This window comes from Mesorhizobium sp. 113-3-9, from assembly GCF_016756515.1.
In the GTDB taxonomy this organism is placed as follows: Bacteria; Pseudomonadota; Alphaproteobacteria; order Rhizobiales; family Rhizobiaceae; genus Mesorhizobium.
On record NZ_AP023246.1, the window covers coordinates 4008189 to 4032220 of the forward strand.

General features: G+C 63.6%; 20 protein-coding genes. 11 read left to right on the forward strand and 9 right to left on the reverse strand.

The window, feature by feature from the left end; genetic code table 11:
• Positions 1-4: 4 nt before the first annotated feature.
• Positions 5-832 carry a phosphate/phosphite/phosphonate ABC transporter substrate-binding protein gene (locus tag MesoLj_RS19420; RefSeq protein WP_140772999.1) on the forward strand — a complete coding sequence of 276 codons (828 nt, stop codon included), beginning with the start codon at positions 5-7 and terminating at the stop codon, positions 830-832.
• Here MesoLj_RS19420 and MesoLj_RS19425 read toward each other — a convergent pair.
• The 3 genes from MesoLj_RS19425 to MesoLj_RS19435 all read right to left on the reverse strand — a co-directional run bounded on the left by MesoLj_RS19425 (position 797) and on the right by MesoLj_RS19435 (position 6384).
• Positions 797-2152: a M24 family metallopeptidase gene (locus tag MesoLj_RS19425; RefSeq protein ID WP_202321846.1), complete on the reverse strand. Its 1356-nt coding sequence runs from the start codon at positions 2150-2152 to the stop codon at positions 797-799. The two genes, MesoLj_RS19420 and MesoLj_RS19425, sit on opposite strands and share 36 nt — an antisense overlap.
• 9 nt (positions 2153-2161) lie before the next feature.
• Positions 2162-4732, reverse strand: a complete 2571-nt coding sequence (locus MesoLj_RS19430) for a GcvT family protein (RefSeq protein WP_140773003.1) — start codon at positions 4730-4732, stop codon at positions 2162-2164.
• 74 nt (positions 4733-4806) lie between these two features.
• Positions 4807-6384 (reverse strand): trimethylamine methyltransferase family protein, encoded by a 1578-nt coding sequence (locus MesoLj_RS19435; RefSeq protein ID WP_140773005.1) that lies wholly within the window; start codon positions 6382-6384, stop codon positions 4807-4809.
• Positions 6385-6647: 263 nt separating this feature from the next.
• Between MesoLj_RS19435 and MesoLj_RS19440 the strand changes: the two genes are divergently transcribed.
• The 7 genes from MesoLj_RS19440 (at position 6648) to MesoLj_RS19470 (ending at position 16170) form a co-directional block, all read left to right on the forward strand.
• Positions 6648-8579: a phospholipase D-like domain-containing protein gene (locus tag MesoLj_RS19440; RefSeq protein WP_202321848.1), complete on the forward strand. Its 1932-nt coding sequence runs from the start codon at positions 6648-6650 to the stop codon at positions 8577-8579.
• A gap of 170 nt (positions 8580-8749) precedes the next feature.
• Positions 8750-9931 (forward strand): MFS transporter, encoded by a 1182-nt coding sequence (locus MesoLj_RS19445; protein ID WP_140773008.1) that lies wholly within the window; start codon positions 8750-8752, stop codon positions 9929-9931.
• Positions 9928-11103: an MFS transporter gene (locus tag MesoLj_RS19450; protein WP_202321850.1), complete on the forward strand. Its 1176-nt coding sequence runs from the start codon at positions 9928-9930 to the stop codon at positions 11101-11103. Before MesoLj_RS19445 ends, MesoLj_RS19450 begins: the two co-directional genes overlap by 4 nt.
• A 73-nt stretch (positions 11104-11176) precedes the next feature.
• Positions 11177-13234, forward strand: coding sequence for a prolyl oligopeptidase family serine peptidase (locus MesoLj_RS19455; RefSeq protein WP_202321851.1), 2058 nt, complete (start codon positions 11177-11179; stop codon positions 13232-13234).
• Positions 13235-13491: 257 nt separating this feature from the next.
• Entirely contained in the window at positions 13492-14871 is a 1380-nt protein-coding gene (locus tag MesoLj_RS19460) for an aspartate aminotransferase family protein (RefSeq protein WP_202321852.1), read from the forward strand.
• Between the two features lie 138 nt (positions 14872-15009).
• A complete protein-coding gene (locus MesoLj_RS19465) occupies positions 15010-15375 on the forward strand; it encodes a hypothetical protein (RefSeq protein WP_202321853.1) in 366 nt (121 codons plus the stop codon).
• Between the two features lie 150 nt (positions 15376-15525).
• A complete protein-coding gene (locus MesoLj_RS19470) occupies positions 15526-16170 on the forward strand; it encodes a cytochrome c oxidase assembly factor Coa1 family protein (RefSeq protein ID WP_202321854.1) in 645 nt (214 codons plus the stop codon).
• 281 nt (positions 16171-16451) lie between these two features.
• On the opposite strand, the gene mmsB is transcribed toward MesoLj_RS19470, so the two are convergent.
• On the reverse strand, positions 16452-17336 hold the full coding sequence (mmsB, locus tag MesoLj_RS19475; RefSeq protein WP_202321856.1) for a 3-hydroxyisobutyrate dehydrogenase: 885 nt from the start codon (positions 17334-17336) through the stop codon (positions 16452-16454).
• A 26-nt stretch (positions 17337-17362) separates the two neighbouring features.
• Positions 17363-18529 (reverse strand): isobutyryl-CoA dehydrogenase, encoded by a 1167-nt coding sequence (locus tag MesoLj_RS19480; RefSeq protein WP_140773024.1) that lies wholly within the window; start codon positions 18527-18529, stop codon positions 17363-17365.
• Positions 18530-18673: 144 nt separating this feature from the next.
• On the opposite strand from MesoLj_RS19480, the gene MesoLj_RS19485 reads away from it, so the two are divergent.
• On the forward strand, positions 18674-19288 hold the full coding sequence (locus MesoLj_RS19485; protein WP_202321857.1) for a dimethylsulfonioproprionate lyase family protein: 615 nt from the start codon (positions 18674-18676) through the stop codon (positions 19286-19288).
• Positions 19288-20763: a cobyric acid synthase gene (locus MesoLj_RS19490; protein ID WP_202321858.1), complete on the forward strand. Its 1476-nt coding sequence runs from the start codon at positions 19288-19290 to the stop codon at positions 20761-20763. Before MesoLj_RS19485 ends, MesoLj_RS19490 begins: the two co-directional genes overlap by 1 nt.
• 277 nt (positions 20764-21040) lie before the next feature.
• Here the strand turns inward: MesoLj_RS19490 and MesoLj_RS19495 are convergent, their stop codons facing one another.
• From MesoLj_RS19495 to MesoLj_RS19510, 4 genes are all read right to left on the reverse strand, one after another.
• A complete protein-coding gene (locus MesoLj_RS19495) occupies positions 21041-21460 on the reverse strand; it encodes a VOC family protein (protein WP_202321859.1) in 420 nt (139 codons plus the stop codon).
• A gap of 71 nt (positions 21461-21531) precedes the next feature.
• Positions 21532-22359 (reverse strand): helix-turn-helix domain-containing protein, encoded by an 828-nt coding sequence (locus MesoLj_RS19500; protein WP_202321860.1) that lies wholly within the window; start codon positions 22357-22359, stop codon positions 21532-21534.
• Between the two features lie 101 nt (positions 22360-22460).
• Positions 22461-22631 carry a hypothetical protein gene (locus MesoLj_RS19505; RefSeq protein WP_080511798.1) on the reverse strand — a complete coding sequence of 57 codons (171 nt, stop codon included), beginning with the start codon at positions 22629-22631 and terminating at the stop codon, positions 22461-22463.
• Between the two features lie 52 nt (positions 22632-22683).
• Entirely contained in the window at positions 22684-23469 is a 786-nt protein-coding gene (locus MesoLj_RS19510) for a TSUP family transporter (RefSeq protein WP_202327356.1), read from the reverse strand.
• A gap of 120 nt (positions 23470-23589) precedes the next feature.
• Here MesoLj_RS19510 and MesoLj_RS19515 point away from each other — a divergent pair, with 120 nt between their 5' ends.
• Positions 23590-24021, forward strand: a complete 432-nt coding sequence (locus MesoLj_RS19515) for a TerB family tellurite resistance protein (RefSeq protein ID WP_202321861.1) — start codon at positions 23590-23592, stop codon at positions 24019-24021.
• Positions 24022-24032: the final 11 nt, after the last annotated feature.

Consider the following 24032-nt stretch of genomic DNA (forward strand, 5'->3'; position numbering starts at 1 on the left):
CGGCATGAGTGAATCGATTGCGGCCCTGCCAATGTATGACTGGCCCGAGGCGCGCGGCGAGGTAGACGCGCAATGGGCGCTGTTGCGGGACGCCTTCCGTCAAAAGGGCATCGATGCGCCGCAAACCATCGTGCGCCGCAATGGCGACCTGCCGCCCGTGCCGGGCGGCATCCGCGATGCCCAGGGAGCCTTGATCGCTCCGGATCCGGTGACATTGCCGCCGGATGAACTCGATTTTCACAAGCTCTGGCTGCACCCGGCGCTGCTGTTCGCGCAGACCTGCTGGGGACCGATGGAACTCGGCCTGTCGAACCATGTGCAGGTGGTTGGCCAGCCAAACTATGACGCTTATGAAGGCGGGCAGGGCGAGCTCTATTCGAGCGCGCTGGTGATGCGGACCGGCGAGGGGCCGGAAGTCCGCTCGCCCGCGGACGGCAAGGCCTCGCTGCCGCTCGACCTGATCCGTGGCAAGCGCTTCACCTTCAACAGCCTCGATTCGATGTCGGGCATTATTGGGCTGACGCGCGACCTGCAGGCGGCCGGCGAAAGCCTCGATATCTTTTCCTCGCGCAGCGAAAGCGGTGGCCATCGCGGCTCGATCGTCACCGTTGCCGAGGGCAAGGCTGACATAGCCGCGATTGACTGCGAGAGCTGGGCGCTGGCGCAACGTTTCGAGCCGGAGGCGCGCAAGGTCGTGATCGTCGGCTGGACGGCACGGCGCAAGGGCCTGCCGTTCATTACCGCCCGGACGACGCCGGAAAAGACAATCAAGGCAATGCGCGAAGCCCTTGCAGGGTTAGCCGAGCAGCCTCGCATCCAACGGGTAGGTTGAAAGCTGCTCGTTGCCGGTCTCGGTGATCAGGATCTGCTCCTCGATCTTGACGCCCTCGCGCCCGCCCAGCCGGCCGATATAGCTTTCCACGCACAACACCATGCCCGGTTCGAGTACGCCGTCGGGCGTGTCCGGCGTCCAGTCGCTGGCATGCGGCAGCGTGGGGTATTCGTCGGCCAGCCCGACGCCGTGGTAGAGGACGCCGTAGCGCGTCGGGAAGCAGTCTCCCGGTGGCACCGCCGAGCGCTCGACAAGATCGCGGAACGAAATGCCGGGCTGCATCAATTGCGTGTTGTGTTCGATCTGGTCGGCGGCGATGCGGAACAGGTCGCGCTGCTCGTTGGTCGGGTTTGCGTCGCCGCAAAGCCAGGTGCGCGACAGGTCGGCGCAGAAGCCGTAGGGGCCGATCAGGTCTGTGTCGAAGGCCACGAGGTCGCCCGCTTCGATCACGCGCGACGAGCATTCCTGGAACCAGGGATTGGTGCGCGGGCCCGACGCCAGCAGACGCGTTTCGATCCATTCGCCGCCGCGCGCAATGTTGCCGCGGTGCAGTTCGGCCCAGAGTTCGTTCTCGGAAATGCCGGGCTTCAATGCCTGTTCCATCTCACCCATTGCCGCCTCGCAGGCGATGATGGCACGGCGCATGGCGAGGATTTCATCAGGCGATTTGATCAGCCTGGCGTTTTCCATCACCGCTTCGCCATTGCCGATGGAGACACCTAGGCGCGCCAACTCCTCGACGCCTTCCGGATTGAGGTGGTCGACCGCGATACGGCTGTTGCCGCCGCCATGTTCCTTCACCAGATCCGCGATGCCGGCGGCCCAGCGGCGGACCTTTTGGTCTGTCAGTTCGCCGCCATAGAGATACATCCACGATACGGCCGGACGCACCTCGTCGACGACGCCGGAATGATCGGACAGATGTTCGCAGGAGAAATAGTCGAACAGCACCACCGGGCCCTCGGTGGCGACGAAACAATGCCGCGTCGGGTTGTGCGCCACCCATAGCTGCATGTTGGTGCTGTCGGTCACATAGCGGATATTGACGGGGTCGTAGAGCAGGGCACCGGCATAGCCGCGCCGCTTCAGCTCGGCGCGGATGCGCTCCAGCCGGTATTTGCGCATCGCCGGAAGATCGGGGGCGGCAATGCCCGCCGCCGCCCATTCCGCTTCAGCCTGCGCGCCATAGCCCAGCACATGCTGGTTGAGCGAAGCCGCCTTCTGGCGGGAGCCTTCGCGCAATTCCTCGATCGAGCCAGGCTCGAACGGCATGATCTTGCGATGGCGGCCGAAGCTGCCCTTTGGCGCCGCGCTGTCCATGGTCGAACCTCAGGTTCGCATCTTCTCGCCGCTCGGATCGAACGGCGCCTCGACATTGATGCGGGCCGGACGCCGATGTCCGAGGATCTCGATCTCGAACAGCCCGGCGCTTTCATCCTCGGCCAGTGCTGCCGGAACGTAACCCTGCGCCATCGACTTCTGGACATAATGGGCATAGCCGCCCGACGTCACCCAGCCGACCACGCGCCAGTCGCCGTCGATGATGCCGCGCACGGCGGACGCGCCCTCGGCGGCCTTGGAGCCACGCACTTCCTTGCCCTTGTCGTCGAATCGCGGCGCGCCATAGCCATGCGGCTTTTCCACCGTGCCAAAATCCTTGCTCACCTTGGCCCAGATCGGTTCGTCTCCCATGACGTCGGCATCTGCAGCGTCGACGATGAAGGAGACACGGCGCAGTTTTGGTCCTTCCGCCTGTTCCTTGGCGGCGGCTTCGCGGCCGATGAAATCGTTCTTCTCGAGCTTGATGAAGCGGTCCATCGAACCTTCAAACGGGCCGTAGATCGGCCGCAACTCGCGGAACCAGGTCGGGAAGTTCTTTTCCAGGCGCATCGACAGCAGCGCGCGCATGCCGAAATCGACCAGGCCGAATTCTTCACCGGCATCCTTGATCGCCTTGTAGACCAGGCGCTGATAGGCCGGCGCCATCCAGATTTCGTAGCCGAGATCGCCGGTGTAGGTGATGCGGTTGACTAGGCAGGGCGCGCCGCCGACCGCCATCTCGCGGAAATCCATGAAGCGGAAGGCTTTGGTCGAGATGTCGACGTCGACCAGCTTCTGCAAGAGGTCACGTGACTTCGGCCCAGCAATCGAGAGGCCGACCAGCGTCTGGTCGAAGCGATGGATGCGCACCGAACCATCCTTCGGCAGGTGTTTTTCGAACCAGCGCATGTGGTATTTCTGCGCGGCCGACGAGCCCCAGATCATGAAGCGGTCTTCGCCGGCTTTAGCGATGGTGAAGTCGCCGATCAGCTTGCCGAATTCGTTGATCATCGGGGTGAGCACGATGCGGCCGGTCTTCGGCATGCGGTTGGTCATCAGCCGGTTGAGGAACTCTTCCGCGCCCGGTCCCGACACCTCGTATTTGGCGAAATTGGCGATCTCGGTCACGCCGACGCGTTCGCGCGTGGCGCGCACTTCCTCGCCGATCGGGCCGAAATCGTTGGAGCGGTGGAAGGAGACGATGTCCTTCGGCTCCTTGCCCTTCGGCGCGAACCACAGCGGGGTCTCCAGGCCCCAGCTATCGCCCATGACGGCGTTGTTGGCGAGCATTGTGTCGTAGAGCGGTGTCGTCTGCGCCGGACGCGCTGCCGGCAGCTCTTCATTGGGGAAGCGGATGGAGAAACGGCGCGAATAGTTTTCGCGCACCTTGGCGTTGGTGTAGCGCAGGCCGGCCCATTCGCCGAAGCGGGCGACATCCATGCCCCAGACGTCGAAGCCGGGATCGCCATGCACCATCCAGTTGGACAGAGCGAGGCCGACGCCGCCGCCCTGGCTGAAGCCGGCCATGACGGCGCAGGCACACCAGAAATTGGTCAGGCCCTGCACCGGGCCGACCAGCGGGTTGCCGTCGAGCGCGAAGGTGAAGGGGCCGTTGATGATCTGCTTGATGCCGGCCTTTTCGATGCCGGGGAAATGCTTGAAGCCGATTTCCAGCGACGGCGCGATGCGGTCGAGGTCCGGCGGCAGCAATTCATGGCCGAAATCCCACGGCGTGTTGACCGGCGACCACGGCTTGCAGGCCTTTTCATAGGTGCCGAGCAGGATGCCGTTGCGCTCCTGGCGGGTGTAGATCTCGCCCTTGAAGTCAAGCACGCCGATCATCTCGCGGCCGGTCGACTTGTTGAATTCCTCGACCTCAGGCATCGGCTCGGTGAGGAGGTACATGTGCTCCATCGCCAGAACCGGCAGCTCGACGCCGACCATGCGGCCGATCTCGCGCGCCCACAGGCCGCCGCAGTTGACGACATGCTCGGCATGGACAGTGCCCTGTTCGGTGACGACGTTCCAGGTGCCGTCCGGCTGCTGAGTCAGGTCGACGACGCGGTTGCGCAGCACGATCTCGGCGCCGAGCTTCTTGGCCGCCTTGGAGTAGGCGATCGTCGTGCCCGAAGGATCGAGATGGCCTTCAACCGGATCCCACATGGCGCCGACGAAGTTCGTCTCGTCCATCAGCGGGAACATCGCCTTGGCTTCCGAAGGCGTAATCAGTTCAGTGTCCATGCCGAGATAGCGGCCCTTGGCGTGGGCGAGCCGCAGGAAGTCCATGCGCTCGGGCGTATCGGCCATCATCACGCCGCCGGTCAGGTGCAGCGAGCAGGACTGGCCTGAGATTTCCTCGATCTCCTTGTAGAGCTGCACGGTGTAGGCCTGCAGCTTGGCGACGTTGGGGTCGCCGTTCAGCGTGTGGAAGCCGCCCGCCGCGTGCCAGGAGGAGCCGGAGGTGAGCTCCGAGCGCTCGATCAGCATGATGTCGGTCCACCCGGCCTTGGCCAGGTGATAGAGCACCGAGCAGCCGACGACGCCGCCGCCGATGACAACCGCTTTTACATGGGATTTCATGAAGATAGGTCCGTTTTTGCGTAAATTGAATCAGGGGTTTCGGTCGCTCGCGTGACGACGCACGCCAAGCGCGATCAAAAATCGGTCGGCGCGCCGCCTTCGGCCGTGCGCTTCTGGACGAAGTCGTTGAGTTCCTCGCGGATGGCCGGGTCCATGTAGGGCTCGTCATAGGACGCCAGCCGCTCTTTCCAGACCTTGTTGGCTTTTTCCAGCGCCGTCGGCGAGCCGGCTTCCGCCCAGGTCTCGAAGTTGCGCCAGTCGGAAAGGATCGGCGAGTAGAAGGCGGTCTTGTAGCGGTCCTGCGTGTGCTGGGTGCCGAAGAAATGGCCGCCTGGGCCAACCGACTGGATGGCGTCGAAGCCTAGCGCTTCTTCCGACAAATCGAGCGGGGTCAGGAATTCCGCCACCATTTGCAAGAGGTCGATGTCGAGAATGGTCTTTTCGTAGGAGCAGCGCAGGCCGCCCTCCAGCCAGCCGGCCGCGTGCATCATCAGGTTGCCGCCGCCCTGGATAGCGCCCCACAGCGAGAACACGCTCTCATAGGCCGCCTGCGCGTCGACCGTATTGGCGGCGCAGGTGTTGGAGGTGCGATAGGGAATGTTGTAGCGGCGGGCAAGCTGGCCGCCGACAAGCTGCGCCTTCATGTATTCGGGCGTGCCGAAGGCCGGCGAACCGGACTTCATGTCGACATTGGAGGTGAAGCCGCCATAGCCGACAGGCGCGCCCTTCTTCACCATCTGGGCAAAGGCAATGCCCGACAGTGCCTCGGCATTCTGCTGCACCAGCGCACCGGCGATGGTCACCGGCGCCATCGCGCCCGACAGGGTGAAAGGCGTGACGATGACGACCTGGCCCTTGCTCGACATCTGGATGATGCCTTCCATCATCGGCACGTCGAGCTTGAGCGGCGAATTGGTGTTGATGATGGTGAAGACGGACGGCTCCTCGAGCAGCTGCTCGTGGCTGATGCCGCGCGCGATGCGGGTGATTTCAATGCCGTCGACATTGCGTTCCTTGCCGAGCGAATAGATGTGGAACACCTTGTCGGTCAGCATTGCGAGGTCGCGAACGCATTCGAGGTGGCGGACGGACGGATGGATATCGGTCGGTTCGACGGGATAGCCGCCGGTGCAGTTCAGGATGTTGTGCATCTGCGCAAGGCGCAGGAAATTGCGGTAGTCCGCCTGGTTGCCGGGCCGGCGGCCACGGTCGATGTCGGAGCAATTGGGTGCCGACGCCATCATCGAGATGATGAGATTATTGCCGCCGAAGCGGACATTGTGCGCGGGATTGCGGGCATGGATGGTGAATTCGGACGGACAATGCGAGACGAGTTCGAGGATCATGTCGCTGTCGAAGCGAACGCGTTCCGAGCCTTCGCGCACGTCGGCGCCATGCGCCTTCATGATACGCCGGGCCTCGTCGTGCAGGACGTCGACGCCGATTTCCCTGAGCACGCGCAAGGAGGCGAGGTGGATTGACTCCAGTTCGTCGTCCGAAACCAGCTTCGTGGGCTGCAGCGGGATCTTCAGCTGCCGAAACGGCGGCTGCTCGAACGCGGCCGAGCCTCCGGCTCGCTTTCCGGCGCGGCCGCCACGGCGGGCACGGTCGGGTGCCAGGGCCGGTTCTGCAGGGTTTAGGGCGGCGGTCATGATGGTCCTCGTAGGATGCGAATAGCGGGCGGCATAATGGACCGGCGGCTCGCCGGCCATTGCGGAGGCGGCGACCACTAGGGCGAGGGAAGCGACATGCCGGAACGGCAGTTGTGCGGCTACGACATTCGCCTTGGCCAGACCGGCTCGCCGGGAAATGCCAGCGGGCGGCAGGCGGGACAGAGGCCGACGTGGGGTGCGTTACACTTCCGTCTTTTACTTCTGATATACTTTGGCGCTTAACGTCTTTGGAGGGGGCAGCCATGCCTGACGTCGTCAAAGTGCGTGCCGCGACAAACAACGAAGTCGCGTTCCTTTCCTGGGATATTGATGGGATGATCCCGGGTTGCCTCGGTTTCGAGATCGTGCGCCTCTATCCCGACACCGGCGAAGAGCGCTGCCTGGCGTCCTGGGTGCCGTTCAAGGGGCAGCGCAATCCGAGATGGATTCCGCAGGACACCGGCGTCTGGCCGGTGCAGAAGACATTTTGGCGCGATTTGACCGTACGGCGACGGCGCGACAGCATCGACGTCAGGCCGGATGGCGAGATGATCGCCTACCGGGTGCGTCCCGTTGGCGACATGAAGCCGGGCCTTGATCCGGTGCCGGTGCGCCCTGATCAGGTCGTCGACGGCAAACCCGCCTATACGGGGCCGGCGCGGCCGCTTGGCTATCTCGGCCAGGGCGCCGTCAGCCCGCCGATCTTCCTTGGCCAGATGTTCGGCAAGGCACGCGTTGCCTTCACCAATGGTGTGCTGTCGACGCAATGGATGTCGCACGCGTTGCAGGAGGCGGGAATCAAGGTGGGGCAGCGCGAGAAGATCGCCGCGATCCTTCAGGACCCGACCAGCAAGATACGCGCCTATCTGCATGGCGATGTACCCGATGTGCTGACCAGTCTCCTGAAACGGGCCAGGACCGAGGGCGGCACGGTCAGGCTTGCCCTCTATGAGCTTGGTGATGACGAATTGTGCGACGCTATCATCGCCGCGAAGGATGTCGTCGAGGTCATCCTTTCCAATTCCGGCAAGGGCAAGCTTCCAGACGCGGCCGAAGACGACAAGACCGAGGTTTGGGATGCCGGCAATTTTCGGTACAGGCAGCGCCTGCGCGATGCGGGCGTGGTGGTGACGGATCGCCTGTTCAACAACAACCATATCGGCCACAACAAATTCGCTGTCTACCGTGATGGGCGGGGCAAGCCGCTGGCGGTGATGACCGGCAGCACCAACTGGACCTCGACGGGCATTTGCGGACAGTCCAACAATGCCTTCGTCCGTGACGATCCCGCGATGGCCGAGGTCTTCAACGACTATTGGCAACGCATGAAGGCGGATGTGTTTCCTCCGCCAGCCAGCGAAACCGCTGCCGGGCACGTCGTGCAGATGCAAGGTGTGCCATTCCGCGGGGATAACCATTTGCCCAATCCGCTGAACGGCGCGACCTCGGCGCTGGACGGCATGACCGTCTGGTTCTCCCCGAACGACCCGAAGCGCAGCAAGAAGGATATCTCGGTGCGCCCGGTGGACCTCGAGGATGTCTTCGCACGTATCAAGGCGGCGAAGCGGGCGGTGCTGTTCCTGGTGTTCAATCCTTCGCGGCTTGGCGAAAACTCGATTGTCGACCAAGCCGTCGCGGCCGCGAAGGCAGATCCGAATTTGATCGTGCAGGGCGCGATCAGCGATGAAACCGCCATGCCCAACTATGTCGCTCCGACCAAGGATCCGGTCACCCACAAGTCGAACAAGGACGGCAAGGCGCCCTTCGTCTATCCGGAGAAGGTCTGGGAAGCGCCGAATGTCTCCATCGTGCGGGCGGCGAACCTTACCGGCGCCACCATCGCGCGTGACTTCCAGGCGGAGGTACTGACCGTCGGTCATGCGATCGTGCACGACAAGATCGTCATCATCGATCCGATGGAGGACAACGCCACCGTCATCACCGGCAGCCATAATCTCGGTTACAAGGCGTCCTACGAAAACGACGAGAACCTGGTGATCGTGGAAGGCGACAAAACGTTTGCCGCGGCCTATGCCGTGCACATGCTCGACGTCTTCGACCACTACAAGTTCCGCGCCTGGCGAAGGACGATCGGCAAAGGGCCTTCCTCCGATGACGGGATTTCCATCGACGACAAGTGGCTGAAACCTTACGCCGAAGGCAAGAAAGGCGCGATTGCCCGGTATTTTCCGTAGCGTCGCCAAGTCGCGCCTTTCAACCCGGACCGATCGGTGACCGCCAATCGCTCGGGTTGATTGGCGCAAGCGGATTTCCCCTGCCGGCCCTTTCTTTCCCCTGATCGAACCAGTAGCTAGTGACGCTTGCCGGCCGGGAGGTCAGCCGGCACCTCACATGGAATGACGGAATGGTCGCAACCGGCTCGAGCGAAGGCGAAGCGGGGACGCAGTGGGCGGCGCTTGCCGGCGTGACCGCGGCGCTTGCCATGTTCGGCGCCGCGCAAGGGCTGAGTTCGCCCCTGTTCACGCTCCTGATGCAGAAGCAAGGCATGTCGCCCGGGTTGATCGGCCTGTCGGCGGCAATGATGCCGCTCGGGCTGATCCTGTCGGCGTCGTTCGTGCCGGCGGCGGTACGGCTGGTCGGTGCGCGAAACCTGGCGGTCGGCTGCTCGCTGGTTGGAGCGCTGTGCTTCCTGGGCATCGGCTACCTGCAAAACTGGGTGGCCTGGTACGTCATCCGCTTCATCATCGGCGTCGTCATCAACCCGCTCTATATCCTCGGCGAGGTCTGGGCACTGTCGCTGGCTCCGCCCTCACGGCGCGGTCGTGTGATGGGTGTGTTCAACACGCTGATGGGCGCCGGCTATGCGGCCGGCCCGTTCACCTTGACCCTGGTCGGCACTTCGGGCTGGGGGCCTTTCAGCGTCGGTGTCGGCGGCTTCGTGCTTTGCGCGATCATCCTGCGCCTTGTCTCCTCGAAGCTCACCGGTTTCGAGGATGACGGCCAGCCCGCCGGCAGCTTTATCGGCTTTGCACGGCTGGCGCCGGCGCTGCTGCTGGCCGTGCTGGTCTCGGCCGCCGTCCAGCAAAGCACCTACGCGCTGGTCCCGGTCTTCGGCGCCGGCTATGGCTTGCCGGAAGCCGTGCTCGCCGCGCTGGTGATGGCGCTTTCCCTTGGCAACATCCTGCTGCAGATCCCGCTTGGCCTGCTCGCGGAGCGGTTCGGTGGCCGCGCGATGATCCTGGCTTGCGCGATGGCAACGGCCGCCTGCGCGATTCTGCTGCCGCTGCTGATCCTGACGCCGCTGATATGGGGCGTGCTGCTGGTGATGGGCGCCGTCGGCTACGGCGTCTATACGATGGCATTGGTCGAGCTCGGCAGCCGGTTCAAGGGCTCACTGCTTGTCACCGGCAACGCCGCCTTCGCCTTGCTGTGGGGCGTTGGCGGTATCGTCGGGCCGCCCGGCGCCGGCCTGCTGATGCAGGGCATCGGCCCGCTGGGCCTGCCCGTGGTGATCATCGGCCTCGACGCCTTGCTGGTGATCTTCGCGCTCTATCGCGCATCGGTTCGCCGGAGCGGCCAGGCATGATGGCGGCCGGTCCGGACAACAGCCAGGCCGGGATGCAATGGGCAGCGATCACCGGCGTGATCGCGACCGTGTCGGTGTTCGCGATCGCGCAAGGGCTGTCCTATCCGCTGTTGAGCTTCATCCTGCAGCGCCAGGGCGTCTCGCCGGCAATGATCGGCTTGTCGGCGGCGATGACGCCGATCGGTTTCATCGTCTCGTCGCCGCTCATCCCGGGGCTGGCGCGGCGGTTCGGGGCAGGGCGGACGGCGCTTACCTGTGCGGCGCTTTCGGCTGTCGTGCTGGCGCTGATCGGCTGGACGCAGAATGTCTATCTGTGGTTTCCGCTGCGCTTCCTGATCGGCGCGGTGACCAATCCGCTCTACGTGCTGAGTGAAATCTGGGTGATCGCACTGGCGCCGCCGGCGCGGCGAGGGCGCATCATGGGCGTCTATTCGACGATCATCTCGGCCGGCTTCGCGGCCGGCCCGCTTTGCCTGCTTGCCGTCGGCACCGAAGGCTGGCCCCCCTTCCTCGTCGGTATTTCCGCCTTCGTCCTATGCGGCATCTGCCTGGCTTCGGTGCTGCCGCGCCTGCCCAAGGTTGACGAGGCCGGTCACCAGGTTTCGGTCCTGGGCTTCGTACCGATGGCGTGGCTGCTTTTGTTCGCGGTCATCGTTGCCGCGGGTTTCGAACAGGGGGCGCTCGCCCTGCTGCCGGTCTATGGCACCCATCACGGCATCGCGGAGGTCCGCATGTCGGCGCTGCTGTCGATGATGATTGCCGGCAACATCGCCATGCAGGTGCCGCTCGGCCTGCTGGCGGAGCGGATTTCCGCGCGTCTGGTGCGGCTTGCCTGTGTTTGCTTGACCGTGCTCGGATGCGTGCTGCTGCCTCTTCTCATCGAAACGCCGCTGATCTGGCCGATGATCTTTGTCTGGGGCGCGGTTTCTTACGGCATCTACACGATGTCGATCATTGAGCTTGGCGAGCGCTTCACCGGCTCGACACTGGTTGCCGGCAACGCCGCCTTCTCGCTGATGTGGGGCGTCGGCGGCATCGCCGTGCCGCCGCTGGCGGGAAGCGCGATGGATTTGCTGGGCGCCGGCGGCCTTCCGATCACGCTGGGCCTGATGTGCCTGGTGCTGGCGGTTGCCAGTGTCGCTGGTCGCGGTAAGGCCCGAATCCTTTGTTGAGATGCCGCAGCTATTGAATATCGGACAAGGCATGTCGATGTTGCATGCCGAAGCACTGCCTATCGGAGATTACATGACCAAGCCCATCGCCAAGCCAGAAGCCGCAGATCCCTTCCTCTGGCTGGAAGACAGGACCAGCAAACAGTCGCTGGACTGGGTGCACCGCCAGAACGAGATCACGGTTGGCGAATTGCAGGGCGATCCGTCCTACCAGGCGTCGTTCGAGACGGCGCTCGACCTGATGACGGCCGAGGACAATATCGCGGTCGGCGCGGCAATCGCCGGCCATGTCTATAATTTCTGGCAGGACAAGACCAATGCGCTCGGCCTGTGGCGGCGCACGACGGTCGCTTCCTACAAGACCGAGAAGCCGGTCTGGGAAACAATCATCGACTTCGACCAGCTTGCGGCGAAGGAGGGGATAAAATGGGTGTTCAGCGGCGCCAGCCGGCTCTATCCGGATTTCAGCCGCTGCCTGCTGTCGATGTCGCCCGATGGCGGCGACGCCAGCGAGATGCGCGAGTTCGACATCGAAACCAAGTCGTTTATCGAGGGTGGATTCCGGGCGCCGGCCTCGAAGTCGAGCTTCGGCTGGCTGGACAAGGACACGGTCATTGTCTCGGCGGCCTTCGAGGAGGCCGACAAGACCGAGTCCGGCTACCCGCGCGTGATCAAGCTCTGGAAGCGTGGCACGACGCTGGAGGAGGCGACGCCGATCTTCGAGGCAAAGACCGAGGATCTCGCCGCCGGCGCCGGCGTCGAGTTCGACGGCGACAAGCGTCACGTGTTTCTGGCGCGGGCGATCAATTTCTTCGCGTCGCACAGTTTCCTGCATCTGCCGTCCGGTGAAAACAGGCGCATTCCGCTGCCCGACGACGCCACCGATACATCGCTTTTCAAGGATCAACTGGTGTTCGGCGTGCGCACGCCGTGGACGGCGCCTGACGGCACGGTGTGCCAGCCGGACGGGCTCTATTCGCTCGATTTCGCCCACTGGATCGAAACCGGCGGTTTTGGGGCCATCGAAACCCTGTTGGCGCCGGCGCATCGCGTGTCCATCGCCGGGCTCGCCAGGACCCAGGACCGGCTGTTCATCAGCCTGATGGACAATGTCCGCGGCAAGGTTCTTGTCTGCGAACGCAAGGAGGGCGCCTGGTCCACGAGACCGGTGGCTTTGCCTGAAAACGGCACTGTCGGCATCAGCCATGCCGAGCATTTCGGGTCGAGCGTATCGTTCTCCTTCACGGATTTCCTGACGCCGAGCTCGATCATCTGGTCGGATGACGATGGCGAGACGCTGGCCACGGTGAAGTCGCAGCCGGCGCGGTTCGATGCCGCGCCGCTGATCTCGGAGCAGTTCGAGGCGCGCTCGAAGGACGGCACGATGATCCCGTATTTCGTCGTCAGGCGACGCGACCAGAAGGGTCCGGTGCCGACGCTGCTCTATGGCTATGGCGGCTTCGAAGTGCCGCTCTTGCCCGGCTATGCCGGCGTACGCGGCAGGCTGTGGCTGGAGAAGGGCAACGCCTATGTGCAGGCCTGCATCCGCGGCGGCGGCGAGTTCGGGCCGGCCTGGCATCAGGCGGCGCTGAAAGGCAATCGCCAGAACGGTTTTGACGATTTCGCCGCTGTGGCTGAGGACGTCGTGAAGCGCGGCATCGCGACAGCAAGCTCGCTCGGCATCCAGGGCGGCTCGAATGGCGGTCTACTGACCGGCGTTTCGCTGACGCAGCACCCGGAATTGTTCGGCGCCGCCATCATCGAGGTGCCGCTGCTCGACATGCTGCGTTACACCGAACTGCCGCCCGGCGCCTCATGGATGGCCGAATATGGCGACCCGTCGAAGCCAGAAGACGCCAAGTGGCTGTCTGCCTATTCGCCCTACCAGCACGTCAGGGCCAATCCCGCCTATCCGCCGGTGCTGCTGACGACCTCGACCGCCGATGACCGCGTCCATCCCGGCCATGCGCGCAAGATGGCGGCTCGCCTGCAGGAGGCCGGCCACGCCAGGACGCTTTTTTTCGAGGAAACCGAAGGCGGACATGGCGGGCGTGGCGACCGCCGGCCGCAGGCGGCGCAGACGGCGATGAAGTATGTCTTCCTGCAGCGGGCGCTGACCGCCAAGGCCTAGAATCATTCGTTCATGGCCAAGCAAAGGGTGGTTCACCTCGACCAGCCTTTGCTCTAAGGTGCCGGCATGGCTCTCGTCAGGACCTTGGTTAGCGCATTTGAGGCTCGCGCATCGCGGGTCGCGGTGACACCGTCACCGCGCACGCTGCGCGCCGAGCTTTTGCGGCTGTGCGCCCGCATCGGTTATTCACCGCCCGCAGCCCTCTGATGCATTCGCCCCGGCGCCAGCCGGACTGAATCCAGAGGAAAGATCCAGACATGACCTATCAGAATTATTCGCTGAAGCAGCTTCAGCAGATCGACGCCGCGCATCATCTTCACCCCTTCACCGACCACAAGGAACTGCGCGAAGCCGGTTCGCGCATCATCACCCACGCCAACGGCCCGTTCATCTACGATTCCGAAGGGGCCGAAATCCTCGACGGCATGGCCGGGCTGTGGTGCGTCAACATCGGCTATGGCCGTGACGAACTGGCCGAGGCCGCTTACGCCCAGATGAAGGAACTGCCCTACTACAATTCCTTCTTCAAATGCTCGACGCCGACGCCGGTGCTGTTGTCCAAGAAGCTGGCCGAGATCGCGCCGAAGCACGTCAACCAGGTGTTTTATGGTTCCTCCGGTTCGGAGGCCAACGACACGGCGCTGCGCCTGGTGCGCCACTACTGGGTACTGGAAGGCAAGCCGGAAAAGAACCGCGTCATCTCGCGCAAGATGGCCTATCATGGCTCGACCATCGCCGGCACCTCGCTCGGCGGCATGGATGCCATGCACAAGCAGCTCGGCGGCGCCGTGCCCAACATCGTCCATGTGATGATGCCCTATGCCTATGAACTGGCACTGCCTGGCGAAAGCGACCATGATTTCGGCCTGCGCGCGGCAAAGTCGGTCGAGGACGCCATCCTCGAGGCCGGCGCCGACAAGGTAGCAGCCTTCATCGGCGAGCCGGTGATGGGGGCGGGCGGTGTCAAGATTCCGCCGGCGAGCTACTGGCCGGAAGTGCAGCGCATCTGCCGCAAATATGATGTTCTGCTGATGCTGGACGAGGTCATCACCGGCTATGGCCGCACGGGTGAATGGTTCGCGGCGCAGACGCTTGGCATCGAACCGGACACCATCACCACGGCCAAGGCGCTGACGTCAGGTTACCAGCCGTTGTCGGCCTTGCTGGTCGGCGACCGCATTGCATCGACGCTGGTCGAGAAGGGCGGCGAGTTCAATCACGGCTACACCTATTCCGGTCATCCGGTGGCTTGCGCCGTAGCCTTGAAGAATCTTGAAATCATCGAGCAGGAAGGCCTTGTCGACCGCGTCAGGAACGACACCGGGCCTTATTTCGCCATGGCCCTGCAGGAGCGCATTGCCGGACATGATCTCGTCGGCGAGGTGCGTTCGATCGGCCTGATGGGCGCGATCGAGATCGTCAAGGACAAGGCGACCAAGGAACGGTTCCTGCCGTCGGGAAGTGCCGCGGTGACGGTGCGCGACCATGCGATCGCCAACGGCATGATGCTGCGCGCCACCGGTGACACGATGATCCTGTCGCCGCCGCTGATCTGGACCCGCGACACGATCGACATGGCCTGCGAGCGTATCGGCAAGGCGCTGGATCTGGCTCAGGCAGATCTGCGCAAACGATAAGAGCGAACCTCGACCGGGCGTTTCTTCAAGGGAATGCCCGGTTTCGGGATACCTTCCGATGGTAGGGAACGAATCTCGTCCTTGGCGCGTAGTGTGTGAGGCGGCAGCCGATCGGACCGCGATGAGGGATTTGTTCTCATGAGAAAAACCGGCAAGGGCCGACGCGTGCAAGACGCGGCCAGCATCGGCGCGGATCTGATGCTGGCGCCGCTGGTGGCGATGATGCGGCTGCCCTTGATGGCCAGGGACGCCGGGAGCGGCGAGCCTTGGAGCACGGAGACGGCAAGGGCGGTCAGCGAGAAGACCGTTGCCATGGCCGAAGGCACGCTTGCGGCGCAGATGTCCTTGCTGCAATCGGCTTCGCGGTTCTGGCCGGAGGTTCTTTCCGGCCGCACACCGTCGCTGTTCAACGGCGTCGCCGCTGAACGGTCGGTCAGCGCGGCGCTGAAGCCGGCCAGCCGCACGGTAAAGGCGAATTTTCGCCGCCTTTCGTCGAAAACTTGACCCCGAAGCCACGGATTGTCGCCCGAAGGGGACCGGTTACGGTTTTCGGGATGGTGATGTAGAACCCACTGAGGCAGATTTGCCTGCAGCGCGTTATGCGTGCCGTTATTCCAGAGCCGATCTGGGCCGGCTTGCATCAGGGGGACTTCCATGGCCGGACAGCCGCTTAACCAACCCGCCGAAATCCCGGCCGAACTCGACCGGTGGAATTGGGGCGCCTTCTTCCTCAACTGGATCTGGGGTATCGGCAACAGCACTTTCATCGCGCTGCTGGCGCTGATCCCGGTCGTCAACCTCATCGTGATCATCGTGCTTGGCGCACGCGGCAGCCGCTGGGCGTGGCAGAACCGGGCCTGGCGCGACGCGGAACAGTTTCGCAAAACGCAGCGCAACTGGGCGATCGCCGGCCTTGCCGTCTGGGTGGTCAGTATCGGCGGTTGTGCGACCATGGTCGGCAGCATCCCCTTCATGCTCAAGGGCAATGACGCCTACCACATGACCATGGATGCCATTCGCGCCGACACTCGTGTGAAGGCTGCCATTGGCGACGACGTGACCGACAAGTTCTGGGTCGGCGGCCATCTCAACGTCAACGCGAATGGGACCGGCGACGCGCAGTTCAGTATTCCCGTCCACGGCGCCAAGGGCAAAGGCACCGTGTTTTCCCATCTGGTTCGCAATGCCGGCACTTGGAGCATGCGCCTGCTCGTGGTCAGGGTTGATGGAGTGGATGCGCCGATCGTGCTGACCAACGAAGACCATGTGCCAATCCCGAACGCGGCGATCGGAATATAGACGTCTGCCCGGCTTGAGCGGTGCAGAAATGCAAAAACCGCGCTCCATCGGGAACGCGGCTTTGCCAGATACGCATGGCGCTTCGCTACTCGAACACTTGGCGAAACTTACGGGCTCCGGTACGCGAGACCTGATCCGGAGCGCCGGGCGGATGCGATATGTCCGCCTCACGATCAGTTTTATAGCGACATCGTTACCGCGGAGTTATCGAGAGCTTAAGCAAATCTAAATTTGCGGTTTTTCTGCCGGAGGAATCCGGAAAAGTCCATCAAATCCGTTGCTTACGCTGGGTTACCCCTGAGAAAATTAATTATGCCGGAGAAATCGGCGCCGCCATGGCCCTGGGCGCTGAACAGGGCGTAGAGTTGCGCCGCTTCGGCGCCAAGCGGGGTCACCGCTCCAGCGCCAAGTGCTGCCTCCTGGGACAATTTCAGGTCTTTCAGCATGAGGGCGGCGGCAAAGCCCGGTTTGTAATCCCTGTTGGCGGGTGAGGTGGGCACGGGGCCGGGCACCGGACAATAGGTCGTCAGCGACCAGCATTGGCCTGATGATGTCGAGGCGACGTCGAACAGCGCCTGATGCGACAGGCCGAGTTTTTCAGCCAGCACGAAGGCTTCGGCGACGCCGATCATCGAAATGCCGAGGATCATGTTGTTGCAGATCTTCGCCGCCTGGCCGGCACCGTCGCCGCCGCAATGGACAATACGGCCGGCCATCGGCTTCAGGATCGGCTCGGCGGCGGCGAAGGCATCGTTGGAGCCGCCGGCCATGAATGTCAGCGTGCCGGCCGTGGCACCTCCGGTGCCGCCCGAGACGGGCGCATCGATCGAGAGCAGGCCGTGTTTCGCAGCGAGCGCATGCGCCTTGCGCGCCGATTCGACATCGATGGTCGAGGAATCGATGAACAGCGCGCCCTTTTTTGCCTTGGGCGCGATGTCCTCGTAGACCGAGAGCACGTGCTTGCCGGCGGGCAGCATGGTGATCACAACGTCGGCATCCTTCACCGCCTCCGGCGCGTTGGCCATGACGACGATGCCATGCTCGCGCGCGATCGTCAGATTCTCGGGCATGAGGTCGAAGCCGTGCACTTGATGCCCCGCCTTGACCAGATTCGCGGCCATTGGATTGCCCATGTTACCGAGGCCGATGAAGGCGATCGTCGTCATTGTCTCTCTCCCGGAGTTTGCTGGCTTCAGCGGCCGATCAGCGCCCGCGCGATGATCACGCGCATGATCTCGTTGGTGCCTTCGAGGATCTGGTGAACACGCAGGTCGCGCACCAGCTTCTCGATGCCGTAGTCGTGCAGATAGCCGTAGCCGCCGAGCAGCTGCAGCGCATTGTTGGCGACGTTGAAGCCGGTGTCGGTGACGAAGCGCTTGGCCATGGCGGACCATTTGCCGGCATCGGGCGTCTTGCGGTCGAGCTTGGAGGCGGCGGCATAGAGGAAGATGCGCGACGCCTGCAACTCGGTCTCCATGTCGGCCAGCCTGAATTGCAGGGCCTGGAACTGGTTGATTTTCGAGCCGAAGGCCTTGCGCTCGGCGGTATAGGACAGCGCCTTGTCGAGCGCCGACTGCGCGCCGCCCAGCGAACAGGCGGCGATGTTCAGCCTGCCGCCATCGAGCCCGGCCATGGCGATGCCGAAGCCTGCGCCTTCGCCCGACAACAGGTTCTCCGCCGGCACCTTGCAGTCCTCGAAGATGACCTGGCGGGTCGACTGCATATGCCAGCCCATCTTGTGTTCATTCGCGCCGAAGGAGAGCCCGGGCGCATCTTTCGGTACGATGATCGTGGAAATGCCTTTCGGCCCGTCGGCGCCGGTGCGCACCATCACGGCATAGACATCGCTGTCGCCGGCGCCCGAGATGAACTGCTTAGCGCCGTTGAGGACATAGTCGCCGCCACTCTTGACCGCGCGCGTCTTCAACGCCGCGGCATCCGAGCCGGAGCCCGGCTCGGTCAGGCAGTAGCTCGCCAGCCATTCCATCGAGGTCAGCTTCGGCAGGAAGCGCTGGCGCTGCTCGTCATTACCGAACCGGTCGATCATCCAGGCCACCATGTTGTGGATCGAGATGAAGGACGAAAAGCCTGGGTCGGCATGCGACAGAGCCTCGAAGATCAGCACGGCGTCGAGGCGGCCGAGGGCCGAACCGCCGACATCGTCCCTGACATAGATGCCGCCGAGGCCGAGCGGCCCGGTCTCGCGGATCACGTCGGCGGGGAAGTATTTCCTGCGGTCCCAGTCGAGCGCATTCGGCGCGACGCGATCGGCGGCGAAGGCCTGCGCCATCTCCTGGATGGCACGCTGTTCCTCGTTGAGTTCGAACTGGCTGGTGCTCGCATCGACCGCGGCGTCCATGGCGTGCTCCCTATGTGCTGGCCAGCTAGCCCGCTGGCCTGTCGTTTTTGGCTTTGCGCGCGCACCAATCTAGACCAATGATGCCGCCGCGCAACCCGATCCCCTGCGGAGCGGCTGTGCGCCAATGCATGTCCGGAGCAAGATGTGACGACAAAATTCGATGAGCTGCTGGGACGGTTCCACGCCTATCTCGCTTCCGTGGATGACGCGCTGGTGCGTGACGCCGTCGTGCGCATCGGCTGGGATATGCCGGCGCGCGCGCTGGAGTCGCATGCGCTCGGTTGCCTGCGCCATCTCGACCGCGCGGCTGACCTCGCACCGATGTCTGCGCAACCGCTGGTCCAATTGCTGGCGCAGCGACGCAACGAATTGCATTGGGGGCAGACCTACACCGGGGCCGATTTCGGCAAGACCTTCATCGACAATTATGGCTGGCTGGAATTGTTCGGCACGCGCGGTCATTTCGCCAATGATGAGGTGGCGGCCGGCCTGCTGATCCTTGGACCCGAAATCGTCTACCCAGACCATCATCACGTCGCCGAGGAGATCTATATCCCGCTGACCGGCGGCACGGAATGGCGCATGGGCGAGGGCGGTTTTCGCAAGCGCGAAGCCGGCGAGGTCGTCCATCACGCTTCCAATGTCAACCATGCCATGCGAACCGGCAACGAGCCGCTTCTGGCGCTCTACATCTGGCGCGGCGGACCGCTGGCGCAGAAATCCACGATCACCGGAACCGCGGCGCAGGGCCGAAGCTGATGGCTAAAGCGATCATGCTGCAAGGGACGGGTTCGGATGTCGGCAAGACGGTGCTGGTCGCCGGCCTGTGCCGCGCCGCGAAAAAGCGTGGCCTGAAGGTGCGGCCGTTCAAGCCGCAAAACATGTCGAACAATGCCGCCGTTGCCGATATTCCCGGCGACAACAGCCATGGCGGCGGCGAGATCGGCCGCGCGCAATGGCTGCAGGCAATCGCTTGCGGCGTCGCGCCGTCGGTCCACATGAACCCGGTGCTGCTCAAGCCGCAGACCGATGTCGGCGCGCAGGTCATCGTGCAAGGCAAGGTGTTCGGCGAGGCGCGGGCGCGCGACTACCAGGCGCTGAAGGGCCGGCTGATGGATGCGGTGCTGGACTCCTGGGCCAAGGTTGGCGAGGGCGCTGATCTCATCATCGTCGAGGGAGCCGGCTCGCCGGCCGAGATCAACCTCAGAAGCCGCGACATCGCCAATATGGGCTTTGCCACGCGTGCCGATGTGCCTGTGGTGCTGGTCGGCGATATCGATCGTGGCGGTGTCATCGCCTCGGTCGCCGGCACGCATCTTATCCTGCCGGAAGAGGACCGGCGCATGATCGTCGGCTACCTCATCAACAAGTTCCGTGGCGACGTCTCGCTGTTCGATGACGGCATCAAGGCAATCGACAGTTTCACCGGCTGGCGCTGCTTTGGCGTCGTGCCGTGGCTGAAGGCGGCGGCGCGGCTGCCTTCGGAGGATTCGGTGGTGCTGGAACGGCTGGCGTCCGGCGAGGGGCGTGCGTTGAAAGTGGCGGTGCCGATGCTTGGCCGCATCGCCAATTTCGACGACCTCGATCCGCTCAAGGCCGAACCGCAGGTCGAAGTGGTGTTCGTGCCGCCGGGGAAGCCGTTGCCGGAGGACGCCGGGCTGGTGGTCATTCCCGGCTCCAAGTCGACGATCGGCGATCTCCTGAAGTTTCGCGAGAACGGCTGGGACCGGGATCTTGCCGCGCACCGCAAGCGCGGCGGCCATGTTGTCGGCATTTGCGGCGGCTTCCAGATGCTTGGGCGTATGGTGCGCGATCCCGACGGAATCGAAGGCAGCGTCACCGAGGCCGAGGGGCTTGGCCTGCTCGACATTGAAACGGTGATGGAGCCGGAGAAGACGGTGCGCAATGTCAGCGCCCGCTCGGTCCAGTTCGACCTGCCGCTCGATGGCTACGAAATCCATCTCGGGCGTACCACCGGCCCGGATACGCTGCGGCCGTCGGCTGTCATCAATGGCGTCGACGATGGCGCGATCTCGGCCGATGGCAAGGTGATCGGCACCTATATGCATGGCCTGTTCGGCGCCGACGCCTTTCGCGGGAAATTCCTGGAAAGCCTCGGCATCAGGGGCGGTGGCATCGACTACCGCGCCGAAGTCGAACGGGCGCTGGACGAGGTCGCGGCCGAATTGGAGACCCATCTCGACTGTAACGCGATTTTCGGCCTGGCTCGGTAGGGGTCGGTTGGCGAACCACATGCTTCTGTTGTTGGCGAAGACGCCCTTCGCATCGTCATCCTATGGCGAAGCAAGGAGCGAAGCGACGCGGCGCAGACCATAGGATCCATGCCGGGACATCAAGGTGTTGCAACGGTGCAGAATTCTGCTCCGCTGCGTCCTTCGATAGAGGTCACGGAATGGATCCTCGGGTCTCCGCGACGGAGCTTCGCTCCTGCTTCGCCCGTGGATGACGAAGTTGGTGTGCTTTCGCCAACCTTGAGCGTCCGCGGAGGACTCAGCCCTTCTCCCCCGCCTTCGGCCAGTAAGTGCCGAACGACCAGACGCCGCCTTCCGGATCGCGGCAGATGAATTCGCGGCTGCCATAGTCGCGATCGACCATTTCCTGGATGATCGTTGCGCCGGCCTTCTTCGCCCTCGCATAGGCGGCGTCGGCATCGTCGACGGCGATATAGATCGATTTGCCGCCGCCTGTGCCGGGCTCGCCGACCATCTTGCCATAGTCGTCGTCGCGCGCGCTGCCCAGCATGATCATCGAGGCGCCGAAAACCAGTTCGGCATGGTGCACGACATCGCCTTCGCCGTAGCGGGCACGAACGCTGAAGCCGAAGGCTTCGCAGAGCCAATCGATCATTTTCGCCGCGTTCTTGTAGCGCAGGGCAGGGTACAGGCGCGGGGCTTCGTTGCTGGTGGCCATGTCGATCTCCTTCAGTGGGTTGGTCGATAACCCACTCTGTTCGAAGGCCGTTCCAGCGTCTTGAAGAAATGTTACCTGCCGATAAGCGCCGTCGGCGTCTCGCCGGCGAGCACTCGGAATTCGCGCACCAGATGCGCCTGGTCGGCATAGCCGCAATCGGCGGCAATATCGGCCCAATCGGCCGTCGGCTCCCGCGACAGGCCGAGCGCCCGGTTGAAGCGGACGATGCGCGACAGTGTCTTGGGGCCGATGCCGGTCGCGTCCATGAATTTTTCGGCGAGATGCTTGCGGCTCCAGCCCAGCCTTTCGGCGATCGATGCAATGCGGGTGCGGCCATCTGAGGTGATGATGCGGTCATAGGCCCAGGCTATTTCCAGCGGCGTTTCGACGGCGTTTGCAAGACGGGCGGCGACAAAGGCTTCGGCAAGGTCGAAACGCGCCGTCCAGTCCGACGCGTTGCCCAATTGTTCGCGCAGCGCCATGCCCTCGGCGCCCAGCACGTCGTCGAGGACGACCATGCTGTCGGTCAATTCGCTCATCGGCAGGCGGAAGAAACGGCGTGCGCCAAGCGGCGTGAAGTTGACCTGCACGCAGCAGGCGGCACCGAAGGATTCGATCATCACCGGTCCGGCAAAGAGGCCGGCGGCGAAACTGGCGAAGCGGTCATTGTCGCCGGGCGCCTTGCCGAGGCCGATGGCGAAGGGTTCGGCGAAGCTGATCACCAAAGGCACTGTGAGCGAAGCGTATTCGACATTACGGACATGGCCGGGCGCCGTTTCGCGATAGCCGCAAATGTCTGACACGATGCCATCAAGCACAGGATCGGGAAGGCGCCGGCGCATCTCGAAGCGCCCTATGGAGCGGTCCTGTTCCTTCCGGCGCTGCATCTCCATTGGCATCGGCCATCCTTCTGCTCGGGAAATCTAGCAGACCGAAGGTCAGAATCAAAAGCGCCCGGCTTTTGGCCGGGCGCTCTGCGTCCCCACTTCAAGGGAACTTGTCAGGCGCCGCGCATCAGGCAGCCGGCGGCGAGCACTATGTAGGCAATCAGAACGATCCACACCGATGCGAGCGGGATAAAGGCGAGAACGCCAAGGGCGGCGAGAATGCCGATGATGGCAATGACAAGAGAAATGATGAAAACAATCTGGGTAGGCGCGCTGAGATTCATGTCCGGGCTCCTCCAACATGATTCGAACACCGGCATAGTAACAGGCGCGTGATCACACACCAATCAGGACACGCAGCGGGTTGGCCGGGTCGGCCAGCAGTTTCACCGCCAGCGCCAGGCAGACGATCACCAGCAGCGGCTTGATCAGTCTGGCGCCGATGCGCATGGCGAGGCTCGCACCGACGCGGGCACCGAGGAACTGGGCAACGCCCATCATCAGCCCGATCTTCCAGGAGATGACGCCGACAGCGGCGAAGACGATGAAGCCGCCGATATTGGAAGCGAAGTTGAGCAGCTTGGTATGTGCCGTCGCCTTGAGCACGCCGTAGCCGGCAAGGGCGACGAAGGCCAGCATGTAGAAGGAACCGGCGCCGGGGCCGAACAGGCCGTCATAGAAGCCGATTGCCGGTACCAGGGTCAGTCCGAACAGGAAGGGCGACAGGCGCTCGGCCCGGTCGACATCGTTCATGTTGGGCTTGAGCGCGAAATAGAGTGCGATGGCGATCAGCACCAGCGGCAACAGGGCGCGCAACAGGTCGCCCGGAACGATGGTGGCCAGCAAGGCGCCAACGACACCTCCAGCGGCCGCCAGCAGGGCCGACGGCAATTGTCGGCGCAGGTCGACATGACCCTTGGAGGCATAGTGGATCGTCGCCGATCCGGAGCCGAACATGCCTTGCAGCTTGTTGGTCCCAAGCGCTTCGACCGGCGAGAACCCGGCAAGCAGCAGTGCGGGGATGGTTATCAGTCCGCCGCCACCGGCAATCGAGTCCACAAAGCCCGCCGCAAAGGCGGCCAGGGCGAGCATGGCGACAGTCTGGGTGGTGAGGTCGATCATCTGATATGTGGAGATGTCCGGTAGACTGGAGATAGCGGGGCGTTCGACCACGACAGCCCCGTTTGCGCAAGGCCGATTCCGCGCTAACTCTATTGAAGAGGAATCGGAAAGGGGCCGCCCATGGCATTCGCATTGCTGGACCAGATACGCTCGATCTTCGACGGCGACCCCGGCGTGCGCAAGGTCGCGGACGATCCGGTGCTGTCGGCCGAACTTCTGATGCTTTTCCGCATGATCCTGGCCGACGGGACGGTGAGCGAGAGCGAGATGGTTGCCTTCCGGCGCATCTGCAAGGATGCCTTCGGCATCCAGGAAACCAGCATCGACGCCGTCATCGAATATCTCAACGAGTTCGGCTACGAGACCAACGGCTCGCAGGCGATCGCGCTGTTTCGCGATCTCGACGTCGAACGGCGCAAGCAATTGGCTCGGCACATGGCGGAAATCGCCAAGGCGGATTCGCAGCTGGCCGAGAGCGAGGTGCGCCTCTTGCGCCGCACGCTCGACCTGCTCGACATCAGCCCGGTCGATGTGGTGAAGCCGGAAGAATAGGGGCTGTCATC

Bases quoted from the DNA above. Each gene is read 5' to 3' on its own strand.
- MesoLj_RS19425 (WP_202321846.1), bottom strand. From the start codon at position 2,152: ATGGACAGCGCGGCGCCAAAGGGCAGCTTCGGCCGCCATCGCAAGATC.
- MesoLj_RS19420 (WP_140772999.1), top strand. From the start codon at position 5: ATGAGTGAATCGATTGCGGCCCTGCCAATGTATGACTGGCCCGAGGCG.
- MesoLj_RS19500 (WP_202321860.1), bottom strand. From the start codon at position 22,359: ATGCCAATGGAGATGCAGCGCCGGAAGGAACAGGACCGCTCCATAGGG.
- MesoLj_RS19470 (WP_202321854.1), top strand. From the start codon at position 15,526: ATGGCCGGACAGCCGCTTAACCAACCCGCCGAAATCCCGGCCGAACTC.
- MesoLj_RS19445 (WP_140773008.1), top strand. From the start codon at position 8,750: ATGGTCGCAACCGGCTCGAGCGAAGGCGAAGCGGGGACGCAGTGGGCG.
- MesoLj_RS19510 (WP_202327356.1), bottom strand. From the start codon at position 23,469: ATGATCGACCTCACCACCCAGACTGTCGCCATGCTCGCCCTGGCCGCC.
- MesoLj_RS19455 (WP_202321851.1), top strand. From the start codon at position 11,177: ATGACCAAGCCCATCGCCAAGCCAGAAGCCGCAGATCCCTTCCTCTGG.
- MesoLj_RS19460 (WP_202321852.1), top strand. From the start codon at position 13,492: ATGACCTATCAGAATTATTCGCTGAAGCAGCTTCAGCAGATCGACGCC.
- MesoLj_RS19495 (WP_202321859.1), bottom strand. From the start codon at position 21,460: ATGGCCACCAGCAACGAAGCCCCGCGCCTGTACCCTGCCCTGCGCTAC.
- MesoLj_RS19435 (WP_140773005.1), bottom strand. From the start codon at position 6,384: ATGACCGCCGCCCTAAACCCTGCAGAACCGGCCCTGGCACCCGACCGT.
- MesoLj_RS19440 (WP_202321848.1), top strand. From the start codon at position 6,648: ATGCCTGACGTCGTCAAAGTGCGTGCCGCGACAAACAACGAAGTCGCG.
- MesoLj_RS19505 (WP_080511798.1), bottom strand. From the start codon at position 22,631: ATGAATCTCAGCGCGCCTACCCAGATTGTTTTCATCATTTCTCTTGTC.
- mmsB (WP_202321856.1), bottom strand. From the start codon at position 17,336: ATGACGACGATCGCCTTCATCGGCCTCGGTAACATGGGCAATCCAATG.
- MesoLj_RS19430 (WP_140773003.1), bottom strand. From the start codon at position 4,732: ATGAAATCCCATGTAAAAGCGGTTGTCATCGGCGGCGGCGTCGTCGGC.
- MesoLj_RS19465 (WP_202321853.1), top strand. From the start codon at position 15,010: ATGAGAAAAACCGGCAAGGGCCGACGCGTGCAAGACGCGGCCAGCATC.
- MesoLj_RS19490 (WP_202321858.1), top strand. From the start codon at position 19,288: ATGGCTAAAGCGATCATGCTGCAAGGGACGGGTTCGGATGTCGGCAAG.
- MesoLj_RS19480 (WP_140773024.1), bottom strand. From the start codon at position 18,529: ATGGACGCCGCGGTCGATGCGAGCACCAGCCAGTTCGAACTCAACGAG.
- MesoLj_RS19450 (WP_202321850.1), top strand. From the start codon at position 9,928: ATGATGGCGGCCGGTCCGGACAACAGCCAGGCCGGGATGCAATGGGCA.
- MesoLj_RS19515 (WP_202321861.1), top strand. From the start codon at position 23,590: ATGGCATTCGCATTGCTGGACCAGATACGCTCGATCTTCGACGGCGAC.